This window comes from Streptomyces sp. NPDC104831 (assembly GCF_055583025.1).
In genome coordinates this window covers 91,022-108,131 of the sequence record NZ_JBVJOT010000013.1, presented here as the reverse complement: position 1 = coordinate 108,131, position 17,110 = coordinate 91,022, and the positions used below count along the sequence as shown (strand labels likewise).

Sequence of the window (17,110 nt, the reverse complement as noted above, 5' to 3'; positions counted from 1 at the left end):
GCCCCAGCCGCTGGGCACACCCATGCCGGGCCCCACCCCGTGACCCCGCCCGGGGCCCGTACGCGAGGGGTCCGCCGGCCGGGCGGGGCCCGTACGCGAGGGTCCCGTGGGCCGGGGCCGGCGCGCGCTTCGGCCCGTCGGCCGGTCCCGCCCGCGAGGAACCCCGTCGGCCGGGTCCCGTACGCGAAGAGGCCCGTCGGCCGCCCCCCGTCGGCGATGCCGGTCCGCCAGGCTCCGTCCCTGTCCCCGTACGGGGGGAGGCCCGTCGGCCGGGTTGCGTCCGTGAGTGGCCGCGACAGCCGGTACGCGAAGAGGCCCGTCGGCCGGGTTGCGTCCGTGAGTGGCCGCGAGCTCCGGTACGTGAAGTGGCCCGTCGGTCGCCCCCGTTGGCGATGCAGGTCCGCCAGGCTCCGTCCCCGTCTGGGGAGAGGCCCGTCGGCCGGCCCCGGGTCCACGTGAAGTCCCCCCGACTCCCGTCGGCCCGGACCCCGTGCACGAGAAGGCTCTCCTCCCGACCGGGGAGGAGAGCCTTCGCCGTGGACCCGTAGGACCCGTAGGACCCGTAGGTCCCGCGGGCCCGTGGAGCGTTACGTGAGGGCGGTGCAGAGCCTGGCCGCCGTGCGGTACTCGAACACCTCCCGGACCGAGACGCGTACGCCCTCGCGGCGCAGGGCCTCGGTCGCCCGGAAGGCGCGGACGGAGTCGCCGCCGAGGTCGAAGAAGTCGTCCTCGACACCGAACTCGTCCACCGGGAGGACGGACCGCCAGACGGCCACGACCCGCTCCTCCAGCGGGGTCCGGGGCGCGACCGGCTCCACCCGGACGTACGCCTCGGGCCCCGGCGCCGGCAGCCCGCGCAGCTCGGTCTTGCCGGCGACCGTCCGGGGCAGCGCGTCCAGCGGCACGAACGCGGCCGGGATCATCGGCTCGGGCAGCACCCGCGCCAGCGCCCCGCGCAGCCCGGCCGGGCCGGTGCCGTCACCCACCACGTAGGCCACCAGCTCGCCGCCGACCGCCACCACGGCCGCCTCGGTGACCAGACCGGTGGCCAGGAGGGCGGCGCGGACCTCGCCGGGCTCCACCCGGTGGCCGCGGATCTTGAGCTGGTCGTCGAGCCGGCCGAGGAACTCCAGCGAGCCGTCGGCCAGCCGGCGGACCCGGTCGCCGGTGCGGAACCGGCGGGAACCCGGCCCGCCCGCCGGGTCGGGCACGAACCGCTCGGCCGTGGACCTGGGGTCGCCGAGGTAGCCGACGGCCACCCCCGCGCCGCCGAGGTACAGCTCGCCCGGCACCCCGTCCGGGACCGGGTGTCCCGCCGCGTCCAGCGGTTCGGCGTGCACGCCCGGCAGCGGCCGGCCGATCACGCTCCGGCCGGCCCCGGCGATATCCCCGGCGATGTCCCCGGCGGTGATCCGGTGCGCCGTCGCGTAGATGGCGGTCTCCGTCGGGCCGTACATGTTGACGAGGACCGTACGCCCCAGCCGCCCGGCCCACGGGGCCAGTTCGCCGAAGCGCACCTTCTCCCCGGCCAGCACCACCGCCCGCAGCCCGGGGTCGGCGCCCTGGGCGACCAGCTCCGTCAGCCCCCGGAAGGCCGTCGGCGTCTGGCACAGCACGGTCACGCCGTGCTCGTCGACCAGGCCGAGCAGCTCGCGCGGCGAGCGGGCGGTCTCCCGGTCGGGGACGACCAGCGTCCCGCCCGACAGCAGCGCGCCGAAGATCTCGAACACCGACACGTCGAACGCGGGGGAGTGGGTCAGCGCCCACACCTCGCCCTCGGCCATGCCGAGCCGCTCCAGCGCGGCCAGGACCACCGAGGCCGCCTGGGCGTGGGTGACCGCGACCCCCTTGGGCCGTCCCGTCGAACCGGAGGTGTGGATCACGTACGCCAGGTCCCCGGCCGGCTCCGGGACGGCCACCGGGCGCCCGTCGCCCGCGGGGGACACGGCCTCGAGCCCCGGCAGGGCGAGCCCCGGCCCGGTCACCGCGACCCGGGCGCCCGCGTCGGCCGCGTACCCGGTGAGCCGGCCGGCCGGCAGGGCCGGGTCGAGCGGCAGATAGGCGGCGCCGGACTTGAGCACGCCCAGCAGCGCCACGACGAGGTCGGCGGAGCGCTCGACGTGCACGCCGACCCGGTCGCCCGGGCGCACCCCGTGGCCGGCCAGCCGCCCGGCCAGCTCGTTCGCGCGCCGGTCGAGGTCCGCGTACGACAGGGTGACCGTCCCGGACACCACGGCGGGCCGGTGCGGGACGCGGGCCGCCTGCTGCCGGACCAGCTCGTGCAGCCGTGCCCGGACCGGCGCGGCCGGCTCGGGCACGGCGGCCGGGGCGAGCAGCACGGGGCCGCGCGCGTCGCCCTCCGGGTCGCGGGCCATGGCCTCCAGCACCGCGCGCAGCATCCGCCCGACCAGCTCGGCCTCGGAGCGGGACACGGCCCGCGGGTCGTGGCTGAGCCCCAGCCGGTCCGGGCGGGCGATCACGTTGAGCCCGAACTCGGTCCGCAGGCTGCCGCCCCGGCCGGCCGCGACGTCGACCAGCTCGGTGTCCACCTGGTGGAAGTCCACGAAGTTGAAGATGCTGTCGATCAGCCGGCCCGGGCTCCAGCCGCGCTGGAGCGCCGACATCGGGTAGCGGCGGTGCGGCCAGAGCTCGACCTCGCCGCGGAACACCGAGCGCACCAGCTCCCGCCAGGTCGCCGCCGTCCGGTCCACCGGGAACGGCACCGTGTTCAGGTACATCCCGTGCACCCGGTCGGCGCCGATCCGCTCCGGCCGGGTGTCGCAGACCAGCCCCACGTGGACATCGCGTTCCTCGGTGAGCGCCCCCATGACCTTGACGAACGCGGCCAGCAGCACGCTCTTCACGGAGGCCTCGGCACGGGCGGCGAGGTCCCGCAGCGCGGGCTGGAGATCGGCGAGCGCGACGACGACGTCGGTGGTGTCCGCCGGCCGCGCGCCGCCGCCTCCCCAGCTGTCGGGGAAGGCGAAGGGGACCCTGCCCGCGAGGACGCCCTCCCAGTAGGCGCGGTCCTCCGCGGAGTCCAGCGAGGCCAGTTCCTCGGCGACGAAGTCGGCGAACCGGACGGCCGGGGGCCGGTGCGGTTCCGGCTCCCGCCCGTCCCTGAGCCGCCGGTAGCAGGTGACCAGCTCCATCAGCAGCTGGTGGTAGGTCCAGCCCTCGGTGATCAGGTGCGCCTGGGTGAAGACGACCGTCCAGTGGCCGTCCGGTTCCAGCAGCACGGTCATCCGCATCAGGGGCGCCCGGGCCAGGTCGAACAGATCGCCCTGCCCGGCCATCGCGCGCACGGCCGCTTCCACGTCGGCCGGGGTGCCGTCGGCGAGGTCGCGGACCTCGACCGGGATGCGCGCGCTCGCGTGCACGAGCTGCATCGGCACGGAGTACCCGGACAGGTGCATCGAGGTCCGCAGCATCTCGTGCCGCGCCGTCAGCTCGTCCACGGCCCGGCGGAACGCCCCGGCGTCGAACGGCCGCTCGTCCCTGATCCGGAACGAGGTGACGTCGTGGTAGCTGTCGCGGCCGTCGCCGGACAGCATCTCCACGGCCATGCCGATCTGGTTGCGCGCCAGCGGATAGGCGTCGGCGAGCCCGTCGGGCAGCAGCGGCCGGTCCTCCTCGGGGACCAGCGCGAACGGCGCCACGACCCGCTGGGCCGCGGCGTCGAGCAGCGGCCGCTGCCCGACCACCGCGCACAGCGCGGCGACGGTCCGCAGCTGGAAGATGTCGCGGACGGTCACGTCCAGGCCCTCGGCGCGCAGCACGCCCGCCACGGTGACCGCCCGGATCGAGTCGCCGCCGAGGTCGAAGAAGGCGTTCTCCACCCCCACCCGGTCCACCGGCAGCGCGTCGAGCCACGCCGCCGCGACCCGGCGCTCCAGGGCGGTGCGGGGTTCGACGTGGGCGGCCCGCGCGAACGCCGAGGAGCCGGGATCCGGCAGCGCCTTGCGGTCCACCTTCCCGTTCGCGGTGAGCGGGATCCGCTCCAGCGTGACGAACGCGGCCGGGATCATGTACTCGGGCAGGGTGGGCGCCAGCGCGGCCCGGAGCGCGGCCGGGTCGGCCTCCCCGGCCACCACGTACCCCACCGGCTGTCCGCCCCGGACCGCGACCACGGCCTGCCGCACCAGCCCGGTCGCGGTGAGCGCGGCCTCGATCTCGCCCAGCTCCACCCGGTGCCCGCGGATCTTGACCTGGTCGTCGATCCGGCCGAGGTACTCCAGGTGGCCGTCGGCCCGCCAGCGGGCCAGGTCGCCCGTGCGGTAGAGCCGGTCGCCGGGCCGCGTGCCGAACGGGTCGGGGACGAAGCGCTCGGCGGTCAGCGCGGGCCGGCCGCCGTAGCCCCGGGCGACCCCGGCGCCGCCCGCGTACAGCTCGCCCGCGACCCCCGCCGGGGCCAGGCGCAGTTCCTCGTCGAGGACGTACAGCTCGGTGTTGCGGACCACGGTGCCGATGGGCACCCGCTGCGCCGGCGGGCTGTCGGGGGTCAGGACGGCGTGGGTGATGTCGTCGGAGCACTCGGTGGGACCGTAGGCGTTCACCAGCGGGATGCCGGGGAAGCGCCGGAACCAGCGCGCGCACAGCTCCGGCGGCAGCTCCTCGCCGGTGACCACCAGCCGGCGCAGCGTCGCGAGCCGGGGCGCCCCCGTGCCGAGGTCCCACAGGTCAAGGGCGGCGCGCAGCAGGGACGGGACGACCTCCAGCACGGTCACCGACTCGGCGTCGACCAGGCCGAACAGCGCCTTCGGGTCGAGTGCCACCGAACGGTCGGCCACCCGGGTACGGCCGCCGGTGACCAGGCCCGCGAGCATCTGCCACACGGAGATGTCGAAGCCCTGCGAGGCGTTCTGCACGATCGTGTCGGCGGCCGTCAGCCCGAGGTCCTCCGCCTTGGCGAGCAGGTGGTTGCCCATGCCCCGCCGGTGCACCAGCACGCCCTTGGGCAGCCCGGTGGAACCGGAGGTGTAGATGACGTAGGCCAGGTTCTCCGGGTCCGCCGGCACGTCGGCCGGGGTGCCGGCCGGGTCCGGGCCGTCCGGGGTCAGCACGGTGGCGGCGCTCAGGCCCTCCGGGGCGCCGGGACCGGTCACCAGCCAGCGGGCACCGGCGTCGGAGAGCATGTAGGCGAGGCGGTCCGCCGGCAGCTCCGGGTCGAGCGGCAGATAGGCCGCGCCCGCCCTGAGCACCGCCAGCACGGCGACGACCAGCTCCGCGGAACGGTCCATGCACAGCCCGACGACGGTGTCCGGACCGACGCCCGCGGCGGTCAGCCGGCGGGCCAGCCGCCCCGAACGCTCCTGGAGCCGCCGGTAGTCGAGGGTGCCCGCCGCATCGGTCAGGGCGGGCGCGTCCGGGGTCCGCCGCGCGACCGCGGCGACCGCCGCGGGCACGTCCAGGGTGAGCGGGGTGCGCACGTTCGCGGTCCACGCGGCGAGCTGTTCGCGCTCGCCCTCGGGCAGCCGGATGGCCCGCGCGTCGCCGTCCGGTCCGGCGGCCATCGACTCCAGCACCGCGCGGAACATCCCGGCGACCCGGTCGGCGTTGCGTTCGTCCACGAAGCGCGGGTCGGCGGTCACCCAGATGTGACCCGCCCGGGAGGAGACGGTCAGCGGGAACTCGGTCGGGCTGTCGTCGGTCCCCGCCATGTCGATCAGGTCGGTGTCGACCTGCCGGAAGTCCTGGTAGTTGAAGTACACGTTGACCAGGCGCTGCCGGCCGGGCACGTCCCGCTGGATCTCCGCGAGCGGGAACCGGCGGTGCGGCCACAGCTCCACCTCCCGCTCGAAGGTACGGCGCACCAGGTCGCGCCAGGTCGCCGGGGACCGGTCGACGGGGAACGGCAGGGTGTTGAGGTACATGCCGTAGACCCGGTCGGCGCCGGCCTCCTCCGGGCGGGCGTCGCAGATCAGCCCGGTGTGGAAGGCCGCCTCGTCGGTGAGCTGGCTCATCACCTTGGTGTAGGCGGCGACCATCACGCTCTTGAGCGAGGCGTCGGCCGCCGAGGCGAGCGCGCGCAGCCCGTCCTCCAGGTGCGACCAGGGGGTACGGCGCACCAGGTACCGGGAGCCGGCCGGCAGCGACGGGTCGCCCCAGCCCGCGGGCACCCGCATCGGGGCGTGGCCGCTGGTGACCCCCTTCCAGTAGGCGCGGTCCTCGGCCGAGTCCACGGAGGCCAGTTCGGCCGCGACGAAGTCCGCGAACCGGACGGCCGGACGGTCGAACGGCTCCGGTTCGAGGCCGTCCCGGAGCCGGTCGTACAGCCCCAGCAGCTCCATGATCAGGGTGTGGTGGCCCCAGCCCTCCAGGATCGGGTGGCACTCGGTGACGGACAGCCAGTAGCCGCCGTCGTCGGTCACGTGGACGAAGACGCGCATCAGGGTGGGCGTGCCCAGGTCGAACAGGTTCGCGCGGTCCTCGGCCGCGTAGCCGGCGAGCACGCGCTGCACCTCCTCGTCCGGCAGCGGGCCCAGCACCTCCATGCCGACCGGCATCACCGCCTCGGCGTGCACGACCTGCATCGGCACCGAGTAGCCGGACAGGTGCAGCGAGGTGCGCAGGATCTCGTGCCGCGCCACCGCGATCCGGGCCGCCTCCCGCCAGGCCGCGAACGAGAACGGCTTGGGGTCCTTGATCCGGAACGAGGTGACGTTGTGGTAGCTGTTCTGCTCGTCGGCGAGCATCTCGACGAGCATGCCGATCTGGTTCTGCGACAGCGGGTACGCGTCGGCGGCGCCCTCGGGCAGCCGCGCCCGGTCCTCCGCACCGATCAGCGCGAACGGGGCGACGCCCCTCTCCCGCCCCGCCAGCGCCGGGCGAGGGGCCAGCAGCTCGCACAGCGCGGCGACACTGTGGTGGGCGAACACGTCCCGGACCGACACGTCCAGGCCCGCCTCCCGCAACGCGCCGACCAGCGCGACCGCGCGGATGGAGTCGCCGCCGAGGTCGAAGAAGCTGTCGTGCACGCCGACCTCGCCGACCGGCAGGACCTGCGCCCAGACACCGGCGACCCGCTCCTCCAGCGGGGTGCGCGGGGCCGTCCCCGCCGCGTCCCGCGCCGGCCCCGGGGCGGGCAGCGCCGCCACGTCCAGCTTGCCGACCGGGGTGAGCGGGATCCGCTCCAGCGCCGTGAACGTGCCGGGGATCATGTGCTCGGGCAGGCTCCGCGCCAGCCACTCGCGCAGCGCGCCCGGCTCCGGCCCGGCGCCCGCGGGCACGTGGTACGCGGCGAGCCTGCCGTCCACGGCGAGCACCCGCGCCTCGGTGACCGACGGATGCCCGGCCAGCGCGGCCTCCACCTCGGCGGGTTCGACCCGGTACCCGCGGATCTTCAGCTGGCGGTCGGCGCGGCCGGCGAACTCGACAGTGCCGTCCGGAAGGACCCGGCCCAGGTCGCCGGTGCGGTACAGCCGGGAGCCGGGCTCCCCGAAGGGGTCGGGCAGGAACTTCCCGGCGGTCGCCCCCGGCCGTCCCGCGTAGCCGCGGGCCACCCCGGCGCCGCCGACGCAGACCTCGCCGACCACCCCGGGCGGGACGGGGCGCAGGGTCTCGTCGAGCACGTACATGGTGGTGCCCGGGATGGGCCGCCCGATCGGGACGACCTCCCGCTGGGCGCCGGCCACCGCGTGCGTGGAGTTGCCGACGGTGATCTCGGTGGGGCCGTACTCGTTGATCAGGCGGCCGGCGCCCAGCAGCGTGTCCCAGCGTTCCGCGGTCGGGCCGAGCAGGGCGTCGCCGCCGGTGACGACCACGCGGGCGAGGCCGCCGACGTCGGCGTCGGCGAGCTGGTGGCCGAGCAGCTCCAGGTGGCCGGGGGTGAGCTTGACGAACGCGTACGGCGCGTCGCGGGTCAGCAGGGCGCCCAGGTCGGCGAGGTCGAGGTCCTGCGGGAGCATGTGCACCGGCAGCCCGGCGAGCAGCGGACCGAACAGCACCGGGACGACGACGTCGGAGGCGACCGTGGAGAACAGCGGGGCGCCGGCGCCCCGGGCGTCGCCGATGTACTCGGCCAGCACCCAGTCGAGGTGGACGGCCAGCGACGCGTGCGAGATCTGCACGCCCTTGGGCCGGCCGGTCGAGCCGGAGGTGTGGACGATGTACGCCAGCGCGTCCGGGTCGGGCAGCACGCGGGGGCCGGGAGCGTCCTCGGGATCGGCCTCGTCCACGACGACGATCTCGCCGGGGAAGACCTCGGCGAGGCGGTGGGCCCGGGCCCGGTCGGTGACGGCGGTCCCGGCGCCCGCGTCGGCGAGCAGGGCGGCCCAGCGCTCCGGCGGGAACTCCGGGTCCAGCGGGAGGTAGCCGCCGCCCGCGCGCCAGGTGCCGAGGAAGGCGGCGAGCAGGTCGGGGCCGCGGTCGAGCAGCACGCCGACGACCGACTCCGCCGCCACCCCGCGGCGGGCCAGCCGGCCGGCGAGGATCCCGGCGCGGTCGTCCAGGTCCCGGAAGGACACGGTGCCGCCCGCGCCGGTGACGGCGGGGGCGTCCGGGGTGGCCGCGACCCGCTCGGTGAACCGTGCCGGCGCGGAGCGGTAGGGGGCGGCGGGCGCGCCCCGGCCGGCCGCGAGGAACCGGTCGCGTTCGCCGTCGTCGAGGATCTCCACGGCGGACAGCGGGCGCCCGGGGGCGGAGGTGAGTTCGTCCAGCAGCCGGACCAGGTGGCGGCCCATCCGGGTGACGGTGTCGTGGTCGAACAGGTCGCTGGCGTAGATCAGCCGGCCGGTGAAGCCGCCCGCGCGCGGGTCGCGTACCTGGAGTTCGAGGTCGCAGCGGGCCACGCCGCCGTCGGCGAGGAAGGGCCCGGCCGTGACGCCGGGCAGCCCGAACGGGTCGCCCCCGCCCTCGTGCAGGGTGAACACGGCCTGGTACAGCGGGGTACGGGAGAGGTCGCGCTCGGGTTCGACCTCGGCGACGACCCGGGCGAAGGGGACGGCCTGGTGGTCGTACGCGTCCAGGGTGGTGCGCCTGACCCGGTCGACCAGGCCGGCGAAGGAGTCGTCGGCGGCCCATCGGGTCCGCAGCACCAGGGTGTTGACGCCGTAGCCGAGCATGCCCTGCAACTCGGGGCGGGTGCGCCCGGAGACGACGGTGCCGACCGCCACGTCCCGGCGGCCGGTGTAGCGGCCGAGCAGCGCCTGGTAGGCGGCGAGCAGCACGGTGAACACCGTGGTGCCGCGCTCGTCGGCGACGGCCCGGACCCGCTCGGCCAGCCCCTCGGGGAAGTCCAGGCCGACCTCGGCCCCCCGGTGGCCGCGCACCGCCGGACGCGGCCGGTCGAAGGGCAGCTCCAGCGGCTCGCCGCCGGTCAGGCGCGACTTCCAGTAGGCGAGCTGCCCGGCGAACCGCTCACCGGCCGCCTGCCCCCGCTGCCAGGAGGCGAAGTCGGCGTACTGGAGCGCGGGCGCGGGCAGGGGCAGCTCGCGGCCCTCGGTGAACGCCGCGTAGGAGGTCGCCAGTTCGGAGATCAGGATGCCCGTCGACCAGGCGTCGCAGGCGATGTGGTGGGAGACCAGCAGCAGCACGTGGTCGTCGTCCGCGATCCGGATCAGCAGGGCCCGCGTCGGCCAGTCGCGCGCCAGGTCGAAGGCGCGCGCGCACGCGTCCTCCACCACCTCGCGCGCCCGCTCCTCGTCGGCCTCGGCGACGGCGAGCGTGCCCGGCCGCGGCGGGTCGACGACCTGTTCGGGCTCCGCGCCGTCCAGCACGTGCCGGGTGCGCAGGATCTCGTGCCGCTCGACCATCGCGTCCCAGGCCCGCCCGAGCGCGGCCGCGTCGAGCGGGCCGCGCAGCCGGAACGAGACCGGGACCAGGTACTCGGTGCTGTCCGGGTCGAGCCGGCTGAGGAACCACATCTGCTCCTGGCCGAACGAGAGCGGCAGCGCGCCCGAGCGATCGGCCGGCTCGATGACCGCCCGTGCGCGCCGCCCCCCTCCGGCCAGCCGCTGCCGCAGCAGCTCGGCGCGCACCTCGTCGGCGGGCGGCGCCATCACGGAATCTCTCGGGGTCATCTCGGCCTCTTCCAGTCATGGATGCCTGTCAGCCTTCCGATGCTGGCGAGGGCCGCCATACCCCCTCCATATTCGGGCGACGGCACCCGGGGCCCCGTGGCCGCGGGCGCCGGCGCGGTGCCGGTGAAGGCGTGACAGATCGGGTGAACGATGTCGGGGTCAGGCGGAGGGGACGGGGAGTTCGGGCTTCCAGAGCTGTGCGACCTCGCCGAACCGCTCGCTCACCCAGAAGTCGTCGTAGATGGTGTCGAGGTAGCGGTCGCCCCGGTCGGGGAAGACCAGCACGCAGGTGGCGCCGGGCGGGATCTCGTCGCTGATCTGCTGGAGCGCGGCGACCACCGCCCCGGACGAGCCGCCGGCGAGCACCGCCTCCCTGCCGACCAGCCGCCGGCAGCCCACGACGCAGTCGAGGTCGGTCACGTGCACCACCCGGTCCGCGGCGGACGGGTCGAACAGGGCGGGCCGGACCGACGCGCCGTGCCCGGGGATCAGGCGCCGTACCGGGCCCGCGTCGCCGAACAGCACACTGCCGACGGCGTCGACCGCGACCATGGTCGTCGTCAGGCCGTGGGCGCGGGCGTAGCGGGCGCAGCCCTGGAGCGTGCCGGTGGTGCTGGTCGCGCAGAACACGTAGTCGACCCGGCCGTCCAGGGCCTCCACGATCTCCCGCATGGTGTGCTCGTGCGCGGCGGGGTTGCGCGGGTTGGCGTACTGGTTGGGCCAGAAGGCGTGGGGGATGGCCGCCACCAGCTCGCGGACCCGCTCCAGCCGGCGCTCCAGGAACTCGCCGGTGCGCGGGTCCGGCTCGGTCACCTCCTCGATCTCGGCGCCGTAGGCCCGCAGGATCGCGAGGTTCTGCCGCGAGGTCTTCGCGTCGACCACGCAGATGAACCGGATGCCGTGGTACCGGCAGAGCTGCGCGATTCCCACCGCGAGATTGCCCGAACTCGATTCGACCACCACCGAGCGGTCCGGGTCGATTTCCCCGCTGTGGATGCGGTCGAGAACCATGCTCACCGCGGTCCTGTCTTTTATGCTGCCCCCCGGATTGAATCCTTCGATCTTGGCGAATACCTTTCCGCCGAAGCCGGGCAGAAGCCGGTGCAGCTCCACCAAGGGCGTGCCCCCGACCGTTCCGAGGATGCTGCCCGCAGCCGTTCTGTCCATAGCCACTCCTCTTCGAAGTACCTCCCGCAACCGTTGGCCCACGCGCTATAAGCGCCCTATACCAGGTGCGATATGGCTGAAGTGTAGAAATGCGTTCCAAGCTCTTCTCGACCGAACGAGAGGAGGCGGACATGAACAACAACGCGAACAACAACCTGAACAACAACGCGAACGAGAACCTGAACAACAACAACTGAGCGGTTCACGGAAAGCCCGGCTCCATGAGCGTGGAGCCGGGCTTTCCATGTACGCGGCGCGGGTTCAGTCGGACATCGCCACCAGCACGCGGCGCGGCCCCGCGTAGGGCCGGCGGCCGTGCGCCACCGCGACGTTGTCGACGACCAGCAGGTCCCCGGCCCGCCAGTCGACGTCCACCGCGGCGGCCAGGCCCCGGTCGCGGATCTGGAGGACGTAGGCGGGGTCGATCGGCGATCCGTCCGCGAAGGTGACGTGCTGCGGCAGGTCCTCCTCCGGCATGATCCTGGCCAGCGCGGCGGCGGTCTCGTCGCCGAGCGCCGCGTGGTGCCACTGGTCGGCCTGGTTGAACCAGACCTCCGTGCCGGTGACCGGGTGGGTGACGGTGGCGGGGCGCACCTGCGCGATCCGCAGCCCGCCGTCGCGCTTCCACTCCCAGGTGGTGCCGGGCATCGCCGCCAGGTGCCCTTCCACCTCGGCCCGGTCGGCGGTCTCGAAGGTCTCCTGCCAGCTCTTGCCGAAGCCGTGGCCGTCATGGAGGTTCTGGGTGTAGCGCACGCCGTCGGCGAAGGCGGCGCGCAGCCTCGGCGAGAGCGCGGCCAGCCAGGCGGCGCCGGAGACGACCGGGGTGGCCCCGCCCGAACCCGGCGTGGTCTCGCAGTAGAAGGCCAGCCGGGCCGGCCAGCGCGCCGAGTACGACAATTCGTTGTGCATCGAGATCGTCTGCTCGGCGGGATACTCCGTGGAGGTGTAGACACGGTCCCCCACGTGACTGCGGGGGGAATTGCCGTGCACGTACGCGAGCCGGTTGCGCAGCACGCGGTCGAGTACGCCGTCCAGGGCGGCCGGCGCGATCCCGAAACCGCGGAACACCACGGCGCCGTCGCTCGACAGCAGTTCGTCGAGACGCTCGGTCAGATGGTCGGGCAACGGGCCGTCCGAGGGAGTGATCTCCGCGGGCGCCCAGGTCATGGTCTCCGTCATGACCACGAGCGTCCCGCCGCGAGCTATACCGCCCCGATATCACCCCCCGAACGCCGAACGCCGAACGCCGAACGCCGAACGCCGAACGCCGAACGCCGAACGCCCACCGGCCCCGCGCCCACCGGTCCCGGCCCGGCTCCCTAGAGCACCACCGGTACTCCCGGTCCCAGCCCCGTGACCGGGTACGGCGCCGGGTCCGTGACCCAGCCCGCGGCCAGCACCAGGCGGGAGTCGCGGTCGGTGGCGAGGAAGCCGAAGGGGCGGTCGAAGGCGACCCGGACGACCGTGGTCTCGTGGCGGAACTCCGGCACCCCGGCCGCCGCCACCGGCATCACCGCCGTCACCGCCGCCGCCCGGAAGCCGAGCGCGCCGAACCGGGCCACCGCGGACTGCCGGGCCTCCCCGACCGCCAGCGGCCGGTCGCTCACCCCCGGGAAGTGGCCGACCCGGGTGTCCGTGGCCGTCGTGAGCCCGAACAGGCCGGACAGCGCGAGCAGATCGTGGTCGGCCCGGACCTCGTACGCCACCGTCCGCACGTCCAGCGTCCTCGGCTCCGGCGTGGCGGCCGGCTGCCGCTCCACGCGCAGGCCGGGGCCGGCGTGCCCGTGCGGCAGCGCGCCGCCCCCGGTCGGCGGCAGGGCGCGCTCCACGACGCCCACCCCGGCCGCCAGCACCCGGCCCGGCGCCATCCGCTCCTCGCCGAGCAGGAGGTGGACGTCGACGCCGTTGTCCCCGGGGACCGTCAGCGCGGTGACGAAGCCGTCCGGGGTCTCCGCGACCCCCACCCGGTCCGGCCGCACGCCGCGCCGGTGCAGCCCGCGCAGGGTACGGCCCCGCCAGGGGCCCGAGTCCGGCCGCAGCGGCAGCTCGGTGAAGGGCCGGCGCCACCGCGTGCGCAGCGCCAGCGCGCCGGCCAGCACCAGTCGCGCCTCGCGGGTCAGGGTCACCGGCATCCGCTCGACCAGCCCGCCGGTCCGCTCGGCCGCCCACGCGTCCAGCCGCTCCTGCGCGGTGACCAGGTCGTCCCCGAACCGGCCGTGGGTGCCGGCGGGCAGCCCGGCCCGCCACTCCTCGCGCAGGGCCAGCCCGCGGTGCGTCCACAGGCCGAGCGCCGCGTCCAGGCCGGACACCGACGCCAGCCGCGCCAGCAACTCGCGCGCCGCGCCGGCCGCCTGATCGGCCGGCAGCCCGAGGGCACCGGCCAGCTCCGCGCGCGCCGGGCCCGCCGCGCCGTCGGCCAGGAAGGCCAGCAGGGGCCAGACACCCGGCGCCGAGAACACCGTCCCGCCGGACAGGGTCCGCGCCCAGCGGGCCGTCATCGCGTTGACCCGCCGGACCGTCTGCCCGGTCACCCCGCCCATTCGCGCCCCTCCCGGCCCGCCCCGCCCATGCCGCGCCCGCCCCCGCCCGCCCCGTGCCCGTCCGGGGCCGTGTTCCGTCCCCGTCCGGGCCCTGCTTACCATGCGGCCAGTCGTACGTCAGTCCGGCCGCCGGCACGCCGCCGGTCTGTGCTGCCGCCGCCCGACCCAGGAGCACGGTACCGGTGTCCATACCCCCGCCTTCCGGCCCCCAGCAGCCAGGAGGACCCGTTCCGGTTCCCCCGGGGCCGTCCGGCCCGCCGCCCTATCCGCAGGCCGGGGCCGGTGCTCCGGGGCTGCCGGGGTACCGGCCGTGGACGCAGGGCTACCGCCCCTACAACGCCCCGGCGCCGGTCAACGGCCTCGCCATCGCCTCCCTGGTGCTCGGGGCGCTGTGCTGCCTGCCCGGGGTGGGGCTGGTGCTCGGCCTGGCGGGGCTGCGGCAGATCCGCCGGCGCGGCGAGCGCGGCACCGCTCTGGCCGTGGGCGGCGCGGTGCTGTCCGGGGTGGGACTGCTGCTCTGGACGCTGCTGTTCGCCACGGGCGGCGCCTCGGCCCTGTGGCACGGAATCAAAGAGGGCGCACACGACGGCGCCGGCGTCTCGCTGACGGAGGGCCAGTGCTTCAACGCGCCGGGCGGTGCGCTATCCGGCGTGACGTACGACGTGGACACGGTGTCGTGCACCGGCACGCATGACGGCGAGGCATTCGCGTCCTTCCGGCTGCCGGGCGACGGCCCCTACCCGGGGGGCGACGCGGTCACCGACACCGCCGACGAGCGCTGCCAGGCCCTGCGGGACGGCTACGCGATGGACGGCTGGGCCGTGCCGGGGTACGTCGAGGTGTACTTCCTGACGCCGACCGAGGACGGCTGGGCCGCCGGGGACCGCGAGGTCACCTGCGTGTTCGGCCACACCGACGAGGGCGGTCGCCTGACCGGGTCGCTGCGCAACGACGAGACGGACCTGGACGCCGACCAGGTCGCCTATCTGAAGGCCGCCCACGTGCTCAACGCGGCCCTGGAGAGCCCGCCCGACGCGGAGTACCCGGAGGACGACCTGGCGGGCCACAAGGCGTGGGCGGGCCGGGTGGCGGCCGCGCTCGGCGAGCAGGCCCGGATGCTGCGCGCGCACGACTGGCCGGCCGGTACCGACGGGCCGGTCACCGCGCTGGCCGCCGACCTGGACAGGGCGCGCGCCCAGTGGGCGAAGGCGGCCGGGGCCCGGGACGCGGACGCCTTCTCCGCGCACTACGAGAACGGCCTGGACCTGATCGACCCGATCCGCGCGGTCCCCGTGCGGTCGGTGCTGGGGCTGGCCACCGTCCCGCCCACGGTGCGGGACGGCGAGGGAAGCGGCACCGGCATGCAGGTGTGAGCCGGTGCGGGCCGAGGGCACCTATACGGGAGGGAAAGTGCCTGCGTAAAGCCTTTCCGGCCGCAAGATCATCACATCGAGTGATTCTCTGGCCTCTGCTTGCACCGGCCAACTCACGGTTGCCAGGCTGTTGCTGTCTGTACAACCTGAGGGGAGTGGCCAGTGGCTTTCGGTGAGCAGCCGGCGTATCTGCGCGTCGCGGGTGATCTCCGCCAGAAGATCGTCGACGGCTTGCTGCCGCCCCACACCCGGCTCCCCTCGCAGGCCCGCATCCGCGAGGAGTACGGCGTCTCGGACACGGTCGCGCTGGAGGCCCGCAAGGTGCTGATGGCCGAGGGCCTGGTCGAGGGCCGCTCCGGCTCGGGCACCTATGTGCGCGAGCGGCCCGTGCCCCGGCGGGTGGCCCGCTCCGGATACCGTCCGGCCGGCGGCGCCACCCCCTTCCGCCAGGAGCAGGCCGACACCTCGGTGCGCGGCACCTGGGAGTCCAGCAGTGAACAGGCCGAGGCCGGCGTGGCCGTCGCCGAGCGGCTCGGGATCCAGACCGGCGACCGGGTCATGTGCACCCGGTACGTCTTCCGGGAGGCCGGCGAGCCGATGATGCTCTCCACCTCCTGGGAGCCCCTCGCGGTCACCGGCCGCACCCCGGTGATGCTGCCCGAGGAGGGCCCGCTCGGCGGGATGGGCGTGGTCGAGCGGATGCGGGCCATCGACGTCATCGTGGACAACGTCACCGAGGAGGTCGGCGCCCGCCCCGGCCTCGCCGAGGAACTCCACCTGCTCGGCGGGGTCCCCGGTCACGTGGTGCTGGTCGTCCAGCGCACCTACTTCGCCTCCGGCCGCCCGGTCGAGACCGCCGACGTCGTCATCCCGGCCGACCGCTACCGGGTCGCCTACCACCTGCCCGTCAAATGACCCCGTGGACCGTGAGCGGGAGGCGGGCGGGGCGGAATTTCCCCCTCCGCATCACGTGAGCTAGCGCACACCCGCGTGCGCCGCCGGCCCCGCCGACGGCTCGCCGGCCCGAGCCGCCCGCGCTCCGGCCCGCGCCGATCCGGCCGTCCTCCCAGGTGGGCCGCGGCGGGCCCGGTACGCCCGCGACCCGGGGCGGTGTCGGTCCGGGCGGCGCGTTCGGCGCCGTGCGCCCCCCTCCGTTCTGGCTGGTTGCGTACCTCTTTGTGAAAAGTCGTATGCGCAGCGTGAAGGTAGGGCGTACGCTCGGGCATATGCGGATTGCGGTTTCCTTGTCCGCGGGAAGCGGGTGGGACGGTGCGAGAAGGGGCACGGGCGGTGGGGGCGATGAGTGAGGGCACGGTCTCCCTGCCCTGGATCGTGATACGGCAGGACGACAACGGCAATCGCTACCGCGTCGGCCGGTACGCGACCCGCGCGGAGGCGCAGAAGACCGCCGACAGCCTCGGCGGCCAGGGGCGGGAGCAGCTCTACTGGGTCGAGCGCATCGGCCAGAACGGGGACGGCGCGCGGAACTGACCGGCCGCGCGTTCTCGTAGGCTTCCCCGTATGACGCGCACGACCGACCGGGTGGAACCGATCGTGGTGGTGGGGGCCGCCCTGTTCGACGGCGGCCGGCTGCTCGCCGCGCGCCGCAGTGCCCCCGCCGACCTGGCCGGGCGCTGGGAGCTGCCCGGCGGCAAGGTCGAGCCCGGCGAGCGGCCCGAGGACGCCCTCGTGCGCGAACTGCGCGAGGAACTGGGCGTCGACGCCGAGCCGGTGGAACGCGTGCCGGGGCAGTGGCCGCTGCGCACGCCGTACGTCCTGAGGGTGTGGACCGTCCGCCTGCGCCCCGGCTCGCCCGCCCCCCGTCCCCTCCAGGACCACGACGCGCTGCGCTGGCTCACCCCGGACCGCCTCTGGGGGGTCGACTGGCTCGACCAGGACGTCCCGGCGGTGCGGGAGGTGTCCGCCCGCTGGGACGCGGGGCGCGGCCGGCCCTGACCGGACCCGCGTCCGCGCACCCATCCGGCCTCCGGGCGGTCGCGACGCCCGCGGA

General features: G+C 75.3%; 8 protein-coding genes. 4 read left to right on the top strand and 4 right to left on the bottom strand.

Translation table 11 applies throughout. The features are described from left to right. Positions 1-587 precede the first annotated feature (587 nt). The 4 genes from ACZ63H_RS12160 to ACZ63H_RS12145 form a co-directional block, all read right to left on the bottom strand. Positions 588-10,019 (bottom strand): non-ribosomal peptide synthetase, encoded by a 9,432-nt coding sequence (locus ACZ63H_RS12160; RefSeq protein ID WP_469864001.1) that lies wholly within the window; start codon positions 10,017-10,019, stop codon positions 588-590. Between the two features lie 159 nt (positions 10,020-10,178). Then, complete coding sequence (gene sbnA / locus ACZ63H_RS12155; protein WP_469863999.1) at positions 10,179-11,186, bottom strand: 2,3-diaminopropionate biosynthesis protein SbnA; 1,008 nt, start codon at positions 11,184-11,186, stop codon at positions 10,179-10,181. Positions 11,187-11,447: 261 nt separating this feature from the next. Continuing rightward, complete coding sequence (locus tag ACZ63H_RS12150; RefSeq protein WP_469863997.1) at positions 11,448-12,365, bottom strand: TauD/TfdA family dioxygenase; 918 nt, start codon at positions 12,363-12,365, stop codon at positions 11,448-11,450. A gap of 140 nt (positions 12,366-12,505) precedes the next feature. Continuing rightward, positions 12,506-13,726 (bottom strand): serpin family protein, encoded by a 1,221-nt coding sequence (locus ACZ63H_RS12145; protein ID WP_469863995.1) that lies wholly within the window; start codon positions 13,724-13,726, stop codon positions 12,506-12,508. Positions 13,727-13,908: 182 nt separating this feature from the next. Between ACZ63H_RS12145 and ACZ63H_RS12140 the strand changes: the two genes are divergently transcribed. From ACZ63H_RS12140 to ACZ63H_RS12125, 4 genes are all read left to right on the top strand, one after another. Continuing rightward, a complete protein-coding gene (locus tag ACZ63H_RS12140; protein ID WP_469863993.1) occupies positions 13,909-15,099 on the top strand; it encodes a DUF4190 domain-containing protein in 1,191 nt (396 codons plus the stop codon). A 162-nt stretch (positions 15,100-15,261) separates the two neighbouring features. Beyond that, positions 15,262-16,014 carry a GntR family transcriptional regulator gene (locus ACZ63H_RS12135; RefSeq protein ID WP_469863992.1) on the top strand — a complete coding sequence of 251 codons (753 nt, stop codon included), beginning with the start codon at positions 15,262-15,264 and terminating at the stop codon, positions 16,012-16,014. 384 nt (positions 16,015-16,398) lie between these two features. Beyond that, positions 16,399-16,590 (top strand): SPOR domain-containing protein, encoded by a 192-nt coding sequence (locus ACZ63H_RS12130; protein WP_469863990.1) that lies wholly within the window; start codon positions 16,399-16,401, stop codon positions 16,588-16,590. Positions 16,591-16,620: 30 nt separating this feature from the next. After that, positions 16,621-17,055, top strand: coding sequence for a (deoxy)nucleoside triphosphate pyrophosphohydrolase (locus ACZ63H_RS12125; protein ID WP_469863988.1), 435 nt, complete (start codon positions 16,621-16,623; stop codon positions 17,053-17,055). Positions 17,056-17,110: the final 55 nt, after the last annotated feature.